Here is a 15,486-nt window from a genome sequence, read left to right as displayed (position 1 = left end):
GTACCAGGACTATGTCGCAAACGGGCGCTCGCTGCCCTAACGATCGCGAAAATCCTCAGCACGATCACGCAGGCACTTAGTTGCGCCTGCCCTTGAAAACGGGCTTTGCATGACGACGAGCACTTCGGCCGGCAGTGGAGCTTTGCAGCGCGGCAGGTCGTTGATTCCGGTTATGGTAATCGCTAGCGTCGCTGACCGGAGATACCGATGTACGAACATTTCTCGAGCAGAAGGGTCAGTCAGGAGGGGAAGGTAGCGTGGTGGAACAACCTGCTGCAAAAGACCTATCCCGGTTTGAGCGCAGCCCCCGCGAGATCATGTTTTGATGCCGAAATTTTTCGGTGGGACTTAGGCGATATTCTGCTGACACGGCCGCGATCGTCCGCTGCGGTCGTCACCCGTCAACATAGCCAAGCCACCCGGAGCCAGGCGAACTTCGCCGTCCACCTCGTACACCAAGGGTCCGGGTATTTGCGGCAGCGCGGCCGGGAGGTGTCGCTTCGCTCAGGTGATTTGGTCGTCTGCGCGAGCGATGAGCCCTACCGTTTCGAGATGGACGGCCAACACGAGCTTCTCGTGATCGAATTCAAGAAGGACAAATTCGAAGGGCGGGTGCCGGGTTTAGATGAGCTCGTGGCCGTGCAGTTTGTTAGAGACGCTGCTGCCGTACGCATACTTCACCAGTATATCCTGTCCATGTGGCGGGAGGGCGAGGAGGATCTGGCCAATTCCATGGTCGACGGGTTGTCTTGTACGCTTCTCGATTTGCTGGCCCTCTCGGTGAAGGAGCGATCCAACCAGACTACGCGCCCAGACTGTCATCCGCTTCTAGTGAAAATGAAGCAGTTGGTCGAATGGCGTATAACCGACACTGCGCTTTCGCCATCAACATTGGCTGGCGAGCTTGGTGTGTCGCTGCGAACTCTGCAAAGTGTCCTGGCCGCACAGGGCACGACCCCCTTGAGCTATATCTTAGAAAGACGACTCCGGCAGGCGTCTGAAATTCTGCTTATGGAACGCGATCGCCAGATCATCGATGTCGCTTATCAATGTGGATTCTCGGACAGCAACTACTTCGCTCGCCAGTTTCGCAAACGCTTTGGACAGAGCCCTTCTGAGTTTCGTATCAATCATTGATACATTGTTGATGATGCAATCCTCTCGTCTCCCATCGGATCTTACAGTCGATTGGTGTGGGTAGCGCCCTCCGACGCCAACACGTCGGCCTTTCGCGTTCGTGCTGATAATCCGCGTAATCGTGCGCGCGCGCTTGGATATCGTCGCTAAAGAAGCTTCCGAAGCATCCCATGCGCAAAGTGGGAGCAAGCACATATCTGGGGAGAGAGATGATGTCGGCCACTTTCCGCGGTTCCGCAGTCATATTGCTGTTGAGCAGCGTTTCCGCCCCGGCGCTTGCTCAGACGACGCCCGGTGATGACGCCACCACGACTGACGGCGGACTCAACGAAATCATCGTTACCGCCGAGCGCCGACAACAGAGACTGCAGGACGTACCGATCGCTGCGACCGTCCTGACCGGCGAAGAATTGCAGAAGCGCGGGGTCACCAATCTCAACGATATCCAGCAGGTCGCCCCGTCGATAACGATCAACACGGTCAACCGGTCGACGTTCATCAACATTCGTGGGGTCGGGATTGCGCAGTCTGCTCCGACTTCCGGGCCGGGTGTCGCTTATTATATCGATGGACAACTCATTCCGCATGAGCAGTTCATCAGTCATAGCTTTTATGACATCGGTACGATTGAAGTATTGCGCGGCCCTCAAGGCACGCTTTCGGGACAGAACTCGACGGGGGGCGCGATCTATGTTCGCTCGCCCGAGCCCAAGTTCGATTCTGCTTTCCTCGTAGGCGATGTGACGATCGCCAATTACGGGCGTCATCGCAGTGTCGTCGCCGGCAATTTCGGCGGCGAAGACGTAGCGTTGCGCGTTGCCTATATCCACGAGGAGCGAGACAGCTTTACCCGCAACATCGCGCCGAATGCGCGCAGTCAGCCGGGCAATCTCAACATGGACGCTGTTCGTGCAAATTTGCGGCTACGCAGCATGGACGGCAAGCTCAACGTCAACGTTCGTGGCGAGGTATTCGACGTTCGCAGCGACAACATTGCTATAAAGAATCGAGGCGATCTCGCGTTGGCGGGCTCCCCGCTTTCCGATCCCTTCGTCATCTCGGAGGACGCTCGCTCTTATCTGGATCAATTCGGGTATCGAATTTCCACTGAAGCTAGATATGATCTTACGGGCGGCTTGCAGCTTCGAGGCCTTATCTCATGGCAGGACGGCAAGACGCGCGATCAAACCGATGGCGATCGCACGTCCAGCGCGCTACCGGTCCCCGCGAACCTGCTCACAACTGTTGCCAATACACGCCTTTTTCCCGGTCGTGTCGGCAAAATTTCTACCGATTTTAGGACCTTAGTCGGGGAAGTAAACCTCATCTCGACAGGGAACGGGCCGTTCAATTGGGTGGTCGGGGCCTTCCTGCTTGACGAGCAGATCTCACTCGATCTTCTGCGCGACAACCGCCACACGACCGATTTCGTGAGCTCCAACAGCGATATCGTTACGCTGGTTCGAAACAACTCCAAGTCCATCTTCGGACAGGCGAACTGGTTCGTGACCGACAGCGTCGAACTGATCGCCGGTCTGCGACACTCTTGGGATGAGCAGATTGACGTCCGTATTGCGGTTCCCGCCCCGCCCCCGCCCGCTGTTGCGGTCCCGCTGCCCTTCACTAGCGCGGCAAACTCGACACAATTGACTGGAAAGGTCGGCGTTAACTACCACCTGAGCGACGGTGCGATGCTGTATGCGACCGCCTCGAAGGGCTATAAGGCCGGCGGAGTCAATCTGACCCCGAACACCCCCAATTATCTGCCGGAGCGAAATTTCGTTTACGAAGCGGGATTCAAGACCGAGCTGTTCGATCGGCACCTCCGGGTAAACGGCGACGTTTTCCTTTCCGATTACAAGGACATTCAACTGGCCAGCCTGGTTCAGGGTCTGCCGCTCACGCAGAATGCGGCCAGCGGGAAATCGTGGGGCGGTGAACTGGAAGTGACTGCCCAGTTCGGTGGGTTGGGCATGAACATTGGTGTCGGGTATCTGAACGCTGAGTTCGCTCAAGGCGTGTGCCTCAATAATGTCAACAATCCTGCCGGCACGCCTGCGAGCTGCGGCGGATCGGCCGACGAATTCGTGCCGCAGGGACGAGTGCTGCCCTTCTCTCCCGAATGGACGGTCAACGCCGGCGTGCAATATGCCGTCGACCTCGGATCCTTCCAGCTCACGCCGAGGGTTCAGTGGTCCCACGTAACGACTCAATACGGGACCCCTTTCCCTAGCGGGGCTACGATCATCCCGGGCCGAGATCTTTTCGATGCGCGTCTCACCCTGGATATAAACGATGGCTATACAATCGAGGCTTTCGTGAACAACCTCACCAACGAAACGTACATCGCAACGCAGATTCAGAGCGCCTCGAGCGCCGACGGCGGCGTCGTGTTCGGTGCGCCACGCACCTTCGGTATCCGCCTGAAGGCTCAAATTGGCAGTTGAGGAGTCCTTTCACGTGGACAAGGCCGCAAGCACCATTTGCTACCTTCTTCTGTCAGCCGCCATGCTCGGTGGTGCCATCGTGTCATCCACGGCGGCGGGCGAAAACTATGATCGCTGGTGGACTCCGGGGGACGGGCAAACGTTCCCCGAGCAAGTCGATTATCCAAACGATCAGGGCACGTTGCGCGTGATGCTGACTGGCGGCCCGATGGCGACGAAGGGGCATCCGTTCTTCGAGCCTGTCGCGTCCAACGGGCGTGCATGCGTGACCTGCCACCAGCCCGCGGACGGCATGAGCCTTTCCTCCCAGACGGCACGTGAGCGTTGGGAAAGAACGGGAGGGAAAGACCCGCTCTTCGCTGCGGTCGACGGTTCGAATTGTCCGACCCTTCCGCAGTCTGAACGTGCGTCTCATTCGCTGCTGATCGATCACGGCCTGTTTCGGATCCAGCGCTCGTGGCCGCCGCGCGACGTTGCTGGCAAGGCGATCAAGCCGGACTTCAGGATCGATGTCGTCCGAGATCCCTGGGGCTGCAACAGCCGGGGCTATGGGCCGGCCAAGGGCAATGTCTCCGTCTATCGCCGGCCGCGGCCCGTCGCAAACCTGAAGTACCTGCTGGCTGTCGGCTTCGCCTACGATCCGAAACAGGGGATGCCCCTGCCGCTTGACCCCGAAACCGGTAAGCCAATGTCGGGCAACCTGATGGCGGACGGACGGGCGGGTACGCTGAATGCCCAGATGCGCGAAGCCAGCGCGACGCATCTTGCGTTGCTGCAAAAGATGAGCGCGGCGGACATGGCCCGCATTACAGACTTCGAATCCCGGATATTCGTCGCCCAGCAACGCAGCGCGCGTGGCGGCGCGCTTGATGAAGGCGGCGCGGAAGGCGGCCCGGCCAAGCTCGCCTCATCTCCAGCGGGCGTCCTCGGCGGTGCGCTGGGCAACGGAAAATTGCTCTGGAGCGAATATGCGGCATGGGAAAAGCTAGCTGATAAGGGCAAGCTTCCTGCCAACCAGCGTGCCTTTCGCGAGTCGGTTGCGCGAGGTGCTCGTATCTTCCGTGACCGCGCCTTTCTGGTATCGGATTCGGCCGGCATGAATGCGCCGATCGGCTTCGGCAACCCCGCCCGTTTCAGCTGCGCTACCTGCCACAACATGATGCAGATGGGAAACGACGTCGCGCCCGGTCAGATCGATCTCGGCACGACGACGCAGCCCTTCGCAGATCCGGCACCGCACCTGCCCCTTTTCCGGATCACCTGCCTGGGGGAACCCCACCAGTTCTACGGAAAGGTCATCTATACCAGCGATCCGGGGTTTGCGCTGACCACCGGCCGCTGCCAGGACGTCGGCAAGATCACGCTGCAATCGCTTCGCGGCCTCTCAGCCCGGGCGCCGTATTTTTCAAACGGGTCCGCCCGAGACCTGCAGGCGGTGATGGATTATTATGATCGCCGATACCGGCTGGGGTTCAGTGACCAGGACAAGCAGGACCTCATCAACCTGATGAGCGCGCTATGAAGACGTTCATTGCCATGATGATCGCCGCCGCCACCGGCGCGGAGGGGGCAGCCGAAACGGTCCAGTTCATCACCTGTCCCATTTATCGCGATACTGATGCCGGGGTGAAGTCGGGCTGCTGGCTGGCGGACGCGCGCGATACGGGCCGCCGGTTCGACATCAGCAATGCGCCATCGAAGCCGGACTGGAATCGCGAGGTGTTGATCGAAGGCACCGTTGCACCGGAAGCCACGAGCAATTGCGGGGGCGAAGTGCTGACCCCGGTTCGAGCCTCGATCTTGCCGGGGAAATGCTTGCCCCGCATGCTGCCGGCGGAGGGATATGAAGGGAATGCCTTTCGACCTCCGCGTCGACTTGTCCGACCATTGTCGGAACCGCGAACGGCGCCCCCACCGCCCTACGCCGACAAGCGCTTTTCGATCGTCTACGACTTCGACAAGGCGTTTCTGGTGTACCAGCTCGACGACTACCTGCTTGATCAGGCGGTTACCTGGCTCCGCGCCGCCAACCCGCGCCTGATCAAGGTGACCGGATGGGCAGCGACGCAGCCGAGGCCTGTGTCCGGGCGCATCATTGCGGAACGGCCGGGCATCGCGCGCGAACGGGCAGAGCGGATCGCCGAAGCATTGGTCAGACTGGGCATCCCGAGGCAGAAGCTGCGTGTATCGTGGCGGTCGGGCGCCCGACCCGCAGAGGTCGAAGGAGCGGACGGCCTTGTCGAGCCGTCACGGCGGCGGGTCGATATCGACGCCATCCTCTGACCCCGTGTCTCGCAGGCCGGCGGACGGTATCATACCTTGCCCCCGGCTCCAGACGTCACGGCGGACTGCATTTCCGCGCTCGATCCGTGGAGACCATCGGTTCTTCTGCTGCCGTCGCGGCTTCTCAAGGCAGGAAAAAGCTCATGACCCGTAAACTACTGATTGATGGCAACATGGTCGATGGCGCCGCGACGCTGGACGTCATCAACCCGGCAACGGGGGAGCGCCTGGAAACGTGCGCGCGAGCGGATGCGGATCAGCTGAATTTGGCTGTCGCGGCAGCGAGGCGCGCGTTCCCCGCCTGGGCGGCTCTTGGCTATGGCGGGCGTCGAACGCGCATGGTGGCCGTGGCAGATGCCGTGGAGGCGCGTTTCGACGAGTTCGCGAGGTTGCTGACCCAGGAGCAAGGCAAGCCGCTCGGCCAGGCCGCGTTCGAGGTCGGCGGCTTGGTTGCGGCATTCCGCTTCTTTGCAGAGCAAGAAATCCCTTTGAAGGTGATCCGGGAGGACGACAGTACGCGCATCCTCGAACAGCGCACGCCGCTGGGCGTGGTCGCGGCGATCGCCCCCTGGAATTTTCCACTTATGCTGCTGGCGCTGAAACTCGGGCCTGCGCTAGCCACAGGCAACACGGTCGTCGCCAAGCCGGCACCGACGACGCCACTCACGACGCTCCTGCTCGGGGAGGTCGCTGCGCCTATCCTCCCCCCCGGCGTGCTCAATGTTGTTACGGACGAGAATGATCTGGGCGCCATGCTCACGCGTCATCCGGATGTCGATAAGGTGTCCTTCACCGGATCCACCGCGACGGGCAAGCGCGTCATGGAGGGGGCCGCCAGCTCGTTGAAACGCCTTACGCTTGAGTTGGGCGGCAACGATGCGGCCATCGTGTTGGATGACGCGGATATCGTGGAAGTGGCACGAAGCATCTTCGCGGCGGCAACACTGAACGCTGGACAGGTATGTCTGGCCGCCAAGCGCGTTTACGCGCCGCGCTCTCTTTATGACCCGCTCTGCGCAGAACTCGCGCGTCTGGCGGATGACGCGGTGGTCGATGACGGCCTCAAGCAAGGGGCGCAGATAGGGCCCGTTCAAAACCGCCAGCAATTCGTAAAGATGAAGGAATTCCTCGCGGATGCCGAAAGCAACGGCGTCATCATCGCAGGTGGATTCATACCCGAGCGCTCAGGGTATTTTGTGGCGCCCACAATTGTCCGGGACATTTCCGACAGCTCGCGCCTTGTTCAGGAGGAGCAGTTCGGCCCCATCCTTCCCGTGCTTGCGTACGACGATCTAAATGACGCGATCATCAGGGCAAATAGCAGCGAGTACGGGCTTGGAGGAACGATATGGACTTCCGACCCCGATAGAGGGCTGGAGGTCGCCCGTAAGATCAACTCAGGTACAGTTTGGATTAACAAGCATATGGATCTTCCGTTCGATATCCCGTTCGGCGGCGCCAAGTCCTCCGGGTTTGGGACGGATGGCTTGCACGAATACACCCAGCAGAAGATTATCAACATAAAGTTGTGACTTGTTCATGCTCATTTCAGATTAGTGACATGATCCTACCGATATCTTTAATCGCGTCGAGGGGTAATTGAGCGATGAAAATTACTGCGGCCGTTGCCACATCTCCGGATCTTCCGATCGCGCTTAAGGAGCTTACTTTATCAGGTCCCGCAGCTGGAGAGGTACTGGTAAAGATGGTGGCAACGGGCGTTTGCCATACTGACGAGATGATGTGGAAGCAGGGTTTGCCCGTGCCGCAGCCAGTCGTCCTCGGCCATGAAGGGGCAGGCATCGTAGAGGCCATTGGTGAGGGCGTGAGGAGTATCAAGATTGGCGACCACGTGGTTATGAGCTTCAACTCCTGTGGCCACTGCCCGAGCTGCGATTCTCACGAAAGCAGCTATTGCTACCAATTCTTCCCGCGGAATTTCTTCGGAATGCGCGAGGACGGCACGAGTGCGCTGTCCGACGACCAAAGCCTGGTCCATGCCAACATCTTCGGCCAATCCTCTTTCGCTACATATGCCATCTCGCACGAGCGCAATACCGTCGTGATACCGCAGGATTTTGATCTGAAGATTGCCGCCCCGCTGGGTTGCGGCATCATGACCGGGGCGGGCGCTGTCATGAACGCGCTCCGCGTCAAGCAAGGGCAGAGCATCGCCGTGCTCGGCGCTGGGTCGGTCGGCTTGGCGGCGGTACTCGCGGCGGTGGTGGCTGGCGCCGATCCGATCATCGCGGTTGATCTGCGTGAAGACCGGTTGGCGCTCGCAGCACAGCTTGGCGCGACGCACACGATCTTGGCGGCCAGCGGCGATGTTTCGGAAAATGTCTTTGCGATTGCCGCGGCGGGCGTCGATTTCGCTCTGGATTGTACGGGCGTCGCCTCGGTAATAGACCAGGGGGTCAAAATGCTGGCACCCCGCGGCACATGCGGAATCGTCGGTGCGAGCCCGCCGGATGCCAACATCTCGGTCAACCTCGTTCACATGATGAGTGCGGGCAGAAGGTTGCGGGGTATCGTCGAGGGTGATTCGGCACCCAAGGATTTTATACCTCGGTTGATATCGCTCCATCAGGACGGACGCTTTCCGTATGACAGACTGCTGTCATATTACAACTTCTCGGACATAAACCTGGCCTTCGAGGATGCTCATCATGGACGGGTTATCAAACCCGTACTGTTGTTCAACTCGTAGGATGCGCTCGTGCGATCTGACTTGCCTTTGTCTGCAGGAGCGGGGGCGTGTTTCTGAAACTTCGTTCGCCGAACGAGATGGCAGGAGTCGGGCGTATGATCGCCGCATACCGAACGGAATTACTTCGGGCGAACGACACGGCTTCGTATCGACGGCGATGTGCCGCTTGCGTCCGACGACCTTCTTGCCCGCGTCAAACCCGCGCTTTTCCGCTGATGGAAGCTTGACCGACTGGCTGTCGATCACCGCCGCGCTCGGGCTCTCCTCCCGACCCTGCCGTGCGCGATCCAGCATCAATTCGACGTCGTGGATCGTCTGGAACAGGAAGCGCCGCGCCACTCCCGGAACCAGCCATAGGCCGTCTGCCATGCGCCGAAGTGGACCGGCAGCATACGCCACCCACAGCCCGAGCGAACCAGATAGCGAACCGCGTTGATGACTTCGCGTAAATTCACCTCACGAGGGCGGCCACGGCATCCGGGCTTGGGCATCAGCGGCGCAAGACGGTCCCATTCCTCATCGGTCAGGTGACTGGGGTAGCGCTTCGTCTTCCTGGCAATTCGAGCCATCCGCCGTCGGCTATCCTGTGTCAACATGCGCAGGATGAATCAGACCGCCACCCTTCCGGCAAGCCTTTCCAGCCGATTTCCAAACGGTCTCTTACTGTCCCGCCGCGCCGCTTGTCCGTCTGACTGCTTCGTGAGACAAGCAAGCTTCGCCATGACAGACAGGGCCACCGCCGACGCGCACGAGCAACTGGATCGCCGATGGCGCCCGGCGCTCAGGTCGTTCTTCCGGCGTCGGATTCACGACCAGCATGAAGCCGATGATCTTGTCCAGGAAGTGTTGACGCGGCTCTGCCAGCAGACCGAGCCGCGCCCGGACAGTTATGTGTTCCAGATCGCCCAGAACTTGCTGATCGACCGTCAACGCCAGCGCGCCGTCCGCGATCGTTATCGCGAGGCGCAATCGGCTTTGCCCGATCGAGACCGCGACCTCATTGATGCACATGTGATTGCGGAAGGTCGCGAACAACTCGCACTGGTGTCAGCCACCCTATCCCAACTGCCCGAGCGGACCCGGACCATCTTCATTCTCTACAGACTCGAGCAGATCAGTCAGGACGAAATCGGTGAAGCCCTCGGGATCTCGGCGAGCGCCGTGAAGCAGCACGTGGCCAAGGCAATGGTAGCGCTCGCGCGTGCTATGCGAGATGCGCGATGACGGGGATCATCCAGAACGAGCCGATGGATCGCGACGAGCAAGCCGCATTGTGGTGCATGGAATTGGCGGAGGGCGAGCTTTCGCCGGAGCGCCGTCAGGCGCTCGAACGCTGGACGTCCGACCCGGAAAATAACGAAGCGTTCCAACTTGCCGCCACCGCATGGGAGATGACCGAAGCGGCTTCGACGCTGCCCGAATTGGTGCGTATGAGAACGGACGCGCTCGACGCTTATGCGCGTGGCCAGATGCGGCGGTGGAAAAAGCCGACGGTTGCCCGTCGCGGGCTGGTGGCGATTGGTGTGGCAGTCGCGGCGGCGTTGCTCGCCGTCATCGGGTGGAGCTGGCTGCCTGATCGCCAAAGCTACATCACGCCGGTCGGGGAGCGCCGAGTGGCCATGCTCGAGGACGGGTCGAGGCTCTCGCTGGACGCCGACAGCGTGGTCCAGACGAGCTTCGACACCAGACGTCGGTCGATGACGCTGGAAAAGGGGCGGGCTCGATTCGATGTCGCCCACAATCCACTTCGACCCTTCACCGTGCTCGCCGGCGACAAGATGGTCGTGGCGACCGGGACGTCCTTCACGGTCGAACGGCTCGGCAACGAGGTTCGCGTCGTGCTGATCAACGGCCATGTCGCCGTCGTGGAGCGCAGCGACGATGCCGGGCCGAGCGCCGCTGCAGCCCGTTCGGACATCGTGCTGTCGCCTGGGCGTGAACTGGTGATGCCTGCGATCGGGAACGGGCATGTCACGGTCCGGCCGGTCGAACTGCAGAGGGTGGAAAGCTGGCAGCAGGGACAAGTCAGCTTTGAAGACACGCCGCTGCCGGTGGCGGTCGAGCGCATGAACCGCTATCTGCGGGAACCGCTGGTCGTCGGCAATCAGGCCGCCGGGCAGGTTCGGGTGACCGGCGTGTTCGATAGTACGGATGCGACCGGATTTCTGGAAGCGCTGCAGGCCCTGAGCAAAGTTCGCTCCGAACGACGCGATGGCAAGGTGGTGCTGACGGGCAAATGACGGGCGGCCAGTACGGCATTGGCGGCGTGGCATGGTGTCGCTGACCAAGCGATCCTTGGCGGGCACGGTCCTGGCGGCCGCGCATGTCCTCGTGCCCGATGCGTCCGCCCAGTCTTCCCAGCGTCGCTTCACCTTGCCAGCGGAGGATCTGGCAACCGCTCTGAGGCGCTTCGCCAGCCTGGCGGGAAGTCAGGTGGCCTTCGATGCCGCGACGGTGAAGGGAAAGCGTTCTCGCCCCGTGAGCGGGACGATGACGCCCGCGCAGGCACTTGGCCAGCTGTTGTCGGGCAGTGGGCTTGTCGTTCAACGAACCCGTTCGGGGGTCTTCATCATCGTGCAGGGGCGGGCGCCGGCGCGGGTGCCACCGCCTTATGTGGAACCGCTCCCGGAGACCGAGATCATCGTGACCGCGCGAAAGCGCGAAGAACGCGCGATCGACGTACCGGTGGCAGTGACCGCGCTGCCGGGCAGGTCGCTTCGCAGGCGCGGGGTGCGCTCACTCGGCGACGTCCTCCAGGAGGCGCCGGGCGTCGGCATCTACGAGCAGGGAGGCGCGGTCCAGAAGATCACGATTCGAGGAGTGTCCACGTCGCTGGGCGCCAATGAGAATGGCTATTATCTGGACGATTTGCCGTTCACCGGCGTTACCGTTCCGATCGCGCCAGACGTGCGCGCCTGGGACCTTGATCGGATTGAAGTGCTGCGTGGTCCTCAAGGCACGTTGTTCGGCGAGGGATCTATGGGCGGAACCGTCCGGATCCTGACCAATCGCCCAAGGCTCGATGACTGGGAAGCTGAAGGCGCGGTCGGGGCCTCCGCTACGACTGACGGTGGCGTGAATTCGAGCCTGAAGGCACTGCTCAATGCGCCGCTGCTTCCAGGAAAGCTCGCGTTGCGCCTTGCCGGTACGCGCGAGCACTTGCCCGGATGGGTCGACACGCCCGCTGGCGGGCCACGCAATGTCAATGATCAGCGGATCGCCACCTTGCGCGCAAAGCTGCGCTTGAAAGCGAGCGAGCGGCTCGATCTGGAGACGAGCTACTGGCGTTATCTCGGCGCTTTCCGGTCAGGCGGTGCCCTGGCGACCGATGACGGCCAGGCCTCCCGGTCGATACTCCTTGATACGACAAGCGGTTACCGCATTCTGAGCGCTACCGCGCGATACGATCTTGGAAAGGCAACGGGTTTCTACGGGTTTTCCGACGCACATCTCGACCTCGATCAATCAGGCTTGCTTGTGGGAGGCAAGGTCGAGTCGACGGCATATATCCGTCTCAGCACGCATGAAGCTCGTCTTGCTTCGTCATCGGGCGGGCCACTCAAATGGACCATCGGCGGCTATCTGCGTAATGCCCAGCGGACAGATCATTTTGGTTTCGGGCTCTATGGCTTGAACAATGAACGGATGGACCTGAGCAAAGCGGAGGCATTGTTCGGCGAAGCGACGTATCGACTAGGCTTCGCGCCGGTCGATGTGACGGCGGGGCTGCGCTACTTTCATGAGCGGCTTGCCAGTACCGAAGCGGCTGCGGGGCGGGTCACCGATATGCGGGGCGGTAGCTATCGAAGCTGGAACCCACGATATTCTGTTGCCTGGCATCCGCGCGCCGACGTCATCCTCTACGCCAGTGCGGCCAAGGGGTTTCGCGCCGGCCAATTGCAACCGGCCGTTGCCAAAGCGCTGGCGCCGTCAATCGGCCTGATTCTGCCCGAGACATTGGGCCAGGACTGGATCTGGACATATGAGGTCGGTGCGAAGGCAGCATTCTTTCACCATCGGCTAGCGATCGACGCGGCGATGTATCACAGCCGCTGGCGCAACGTCGCGGTCCGCATTCCGATCGGCACGACCGGGTTTAACGGCCTGATCAATTCGCCAGGCACTCGCATGTACGGTATCGAACTGAGCGTCAGCGCGACGCCGATTGCCGGTCTGAATATCAAGGCTGGCGGCTCCTACATCGACGCGGTCTATGTCGGGTCGGTCGCTGATACTGGCATCGTTGCTGGCGCCCCGGTAGACGATGTGGCGAAGCTCACGGCCAGCACCTCTGTCGAATATCAGCGCAACCTGGGCAGGGGCATCGATGGCTATGGTCGGATCGGGTGGCACTATAGCAGCCCCCGGCGCTTTGTATCTTTCCCGGGCTATCTGCCGGGCGACAGCATCAACCGGATCGATGCCCGCCTTGGCCTGTCGGTCGGCGGAGCGACAATCGCTGCGTTCGTCGATAACCTGATGGATGACCGGGGCGCGACCAGCTTTCGAACGGTCCAGCCGATTGCCTTGGCTCCAGACGATATCCTCGCCTACCGGCTGCGACCGCGGACGATAGGGCTCGAACTGAGCATCCGTCTTGGCCCGCGCCCGTAACCGGCGCGTCACGGATTCTAAATAATTTCGCAGCATCTGCTGTCCCTGCGGTCCTGTGCGCCGTCATGCCCCAACAGAGCCAAATCTAGGTGGGGACCATTTCATGACTCGCACAAGCGTCAGCTGCTCGATCATTGCAGTGTTGGCTGGACTGACACCCGCTGCCGCCATGGCGCAGGAGGACGGGGGGCGGCCGACGCCTCCTCAGGCCGGGGCCGCCGACAATGAGATTGTCGTCACTGCGCGTAAGCGCGAGGAACGGGCCCTCGACGTGCCGATCGCCATTTCGGCCGTCTCGGGCGAGGCAATCGAGAAGCGCGGCGCGAGCAATCTGGCGGACTTCCTTCAGGAAGCCCCGGGGGTCGGCATTTTCGACCTTGGCACAGGCGTCAACAAGGTCACAATCCGTGGCATCTCGACCTCGCTGGGTGCCAACGAAAACGGCTATTATCTCGACGACCTGCCGTTCACCGGTGTGACAGTTCCGCTGGTGCCCGATGCGCGCGCCTGGGACCTGGATCGCGTGGAGGTGTTGCGCGGCCCGCAAGGCACGCTGTTCGGCGAAGGCTCGCTGGGCGGCACGATACGGGTCCTCACCAAGGGGGCCGATCTTGAAAACTGGGAAGCCAAAGGCCTGGCGATGGCGTCAGAAACCGAGGGCGGTGGGACCAACACCGGCTTCAAAGGCGCCTTCAACGCTCCCATCATTCCCGGCATTCTCGCCGTCCGCGTGTCCGGCACGCGTGAGCGCTACGAGGGCTGGCTTGACGACCGCGTCACCGGCCGCACGAACCTGAACGATCAGAGCTATAACACCTTCCGCGCCAAGGTGCAGTTCAACCCCAGTGACCGCCTGTCCTTCACCGGCAGCTACTGGAAGAGCAATAGCAGTTTTCCGAATGGCGGCGCGACCGGCTCCGACGACGGCCAGATCTCACAATCGTCAGTGCTTTCCAACGAGTTCAATTTCGAGCTCTATGGAGGGTCTGCACGCTATGATTTCGGCGGTGCGCAACTCTTCTACGGCTACTCGCATAATGATGCTGTTTTGCCCCAGTTCGGCAACCTCTACGGGGGGCGTCTGGACGCTACGATCGACCTCAGTGTCACGTCACACGAGCTGCGTCTGGCGTCGCAGGGCGCCGCGGCACTGCAGTGGACCGTCGGCGCTTATCTACGTAACGCAGAGCGTGCGGATGCCTTCCTGTTTCCGCTGTTCGGGCTCGACAATACTGACCTGACACGCAGCGAGGCGCGGGCGGTTTTCGCGGAAGGCACTTACACGGTCGGTACGGTCGATCTGACCGCCGGTTTGCGCTATTACGAAGATGAGCTGTCCGGGTTCGAAAGCAATGCCGGCGTGATCGCGAATGACAAGCCGCGTACCTATCGGTCATGGAACCCGCGCTTCTCCGTTGCATGGCATCCAGCCCCTAACGCTACGATCTACGCGAGCGCCGCGAAGGGCTTCCGTTCCGGCCAGTTCCAGCCGACGGCGTCGCTCGCGCTGGCCGGGCCGCTTGGCATCGCGCTGCCCGCCGCGCTCGATCAGGACTCGATCTGGACCTACGAACTGGGCGCTAAGGCCGAGATGTTCGACCGCCGCGTCACGGCAGAGGTCGCGCTGTTCTATAGTGATTGGAAGGACGTGGCCGTTCGTATTCCGATCGCGACGACCGGTTTTAACGGCCTGATCAGTTCGGAAGGCACGATCACGAAAGGCGTGGAACTCAGCCTGACGGCGCGGCCGGTCGACGGCCTGTCTTTGGCTGTCAGCGGCGCCCATATCGATGCGTCATACAGGGGCGCGGTCCCCGGCACCGGAATCGTCGATGGCGCGCCGGTGGATGAAGTCGCCAAGTTCACCGCCAACGCATCCGCTGATTACCGCACGGAATTGTCGAATGGCGTGTTCGGGTTCGCGCGCGCAAGCTGGCAGCATAGCTCGCCGCGCCGTTTTGACTCGTTTCCACTCTATCGCGCCGGCGATACGATTGACAGGGTCGATGCTCGGCTTGGCCTGGACGTCGATGCGTTGACGCTTGCCGTGTTCGCAGACAACCTGACGGACGATCGCGGCGCGACCACCTATCGCACGGTGCAGCCGCTTAGCGCCACCCTGAACGATGTCACCTCTGCACGACTGCGTCCCCGCACTTTCGGCGTCGAGGCGAGTTTCCGCTTCGGCGGGCCGGTGCGCTGATGCGGGGCTTATCCCCAGGAGCGCCAATGTTTCGATTTGGCAGCAGCCGCACGGCGCAAAGGCCTTCGCCTCACGCCACATGTGCTCGCCGA

General features: G+C 61.4%; 10 protein-coding genes and 1 pseudogene. 10 read left to right on the top strand and 1 reads right to left on the bottom strand.

Annotated features, from left to right (window positions below; translation table 11 throughout):
* Positions 1-207 precede the first annotated feature (207 nt).
* The 6 genes from ACZ1H8_RS08085 (at position 208) to ACZ1H8_RS08060 (ending at position 8,577) form a co-directional block, all read left to right on the top strand.
* Complete coding sequence (locus tag ACZ1H8_RS08085) at positions 208-1,137, top strand: helix-turn-helix domain-containing protein (protein WP_465180810.1); 930 nt, start codon at positions 208-210, stop codon at positions 1,135-1,137.
* A 209-nt stretch (positions 1,138-1,346) separates the two neighbouring features.
* The gene (locus ACZ1H8_RS08080; RefSeq protein WP_465180809.1) at positions 1,347-3,584 is read left to right on the top strand and encodes a TonB-dependent receptor; all 2,238 of its coding nucleotides are present in this window, start codon (positions 1,347-1,349) and stop codon (positions 3,582-3,584) included.
* Positions 3,585-3,597: 13 nt separating this feature from the next.
* Positions 3,598-5,106: a hypothetical protein gene (locus ACZ1H8_RS08075; protein ID WP_465180808.1), complete on the top strand. Its 1,509-nt coding sequence runs from the start codon at positions 3,598-3,600 to the stop codon at positions 5,104-5,106.
* Positions 5,103-5,867: an OmpA family protein gene (locus tag ACZ1H8_RS08070; RefSeq protein ID WP_465180807.1), complete on the top strand. Its 765-nt coding sequence runs from the start codon at positions 5,103-5,105 to the stop codon at positions 5,865-5,867. The genes ACZ1H8_RS08075 and ACZ1H8_RS08070 overlap by 4 nt, the downstream gene beginning before the upstream one ends.
* Before the next feature lie 143 nt (positions 5,868-6,010).
* The gene (locus ACZ1H8_RS08065) at positions 6,011-7,399 is read left to right on the top strand and encodes an aldehyde dehydrogenase family protein (protein ID WP_465180806.1); all 1,389 of its coding nucleotides are present in this window, start codon (positions 6,011-6,013) and stop codon (positions 7,397-7,399) included.
* A gap of 74 nt (positions 7,400-7,473) precedes the next feature.
* Positions 7,474-8,577, top strand: a complete 1,104-nt coding sequence (locus ACZ1H8_RS08060; protein ID WP_465180805.1) for an NAD(P)-dependent alcohol dehydrogenase — start codon at positions 7,474-7,476, stop codon at positions 8,575-8,577.
* A 144-nt stretch (positions 8,578-8,721) separates the two neighbouring features.
* On the opposite strand, the pseudogene ACZ1H8_RS08055 reads toward ACZ1H8_RS08060, so the two are convergent.
* Positions 8,722-9,173, bottom strand: a pseudogene (locus ACZ1H8_RS08055) (IS5 family transposase); the annotation flags it as partial.
* A gap of 124 nt (positions 9,174-9,297) precedes the next feature.
* Here ACZ1H8_RS08055 and ACZ1H8_RS08050 point away from each other — a divergent pair.
* The 4 genes from ACZ1H8_RS08050 (at position 9,298) to ACZ1H8_RS08035 (ending at position 15,394) form a co-directional block, all read left to right on the top strand.
* Positions 9,298-9,801 (top strand): RNA polymerase sigma factor, encoded by a 504-nt coding sequence (locus ACZ1H8_RS08050; RefSeq protein ID WP_465180804.1) that lies wholly within the window; start codon positions 9,298-9,300, stop codon positions 9,799-9,801.
* Positions 9,798-10,817, top strand: coding sequence for a FecR family protein (locus ACZ1H8_RS08045; protein WP_465180803.1), 1,020 nt, complete (start codon positions 9,798-9,800; stop codon positions 10,815-10,817). The genes ACZ1H8_RS08050 and ACZ1H8_RS08045 overlap by 4 nt, the downstream gene beginning before the upstream one ends.
* Before the next feature lie 31 nt (positions 10,818-10,848).
* Complete coding sequence (locus ACZ1H8_RS08040) at positions 10,849-13,191, top strand: TonB-dependent receptor (protein ID WP_465180802.1); 2,343 nt, start codon at positions 10,849-10,851, stop codon at positions 13,189-13,191.
* 169 nt (positions 13,192-13,360) lie between these two features.
* Positions 13,361-15,394 (top strand): TonB-dependent receptor, encoded by a 2,034-nt coding sequence (locus ACZ1H8_RS08035; RefSeq protein ID WP_465180801.1) that lies wholly within the window; start codon positions 13,361-13,363, stop codon positions 15,392-15,394.
* Positions 15,395-15,486: the final 92 nt, after the last annotated feature.

The organism is Sphingomonas sp. BL-S-25, from assembly GCF_055521555.1.
This window is presented reverse-complemented; position numbering and strand designations above follow the sequence as displayed.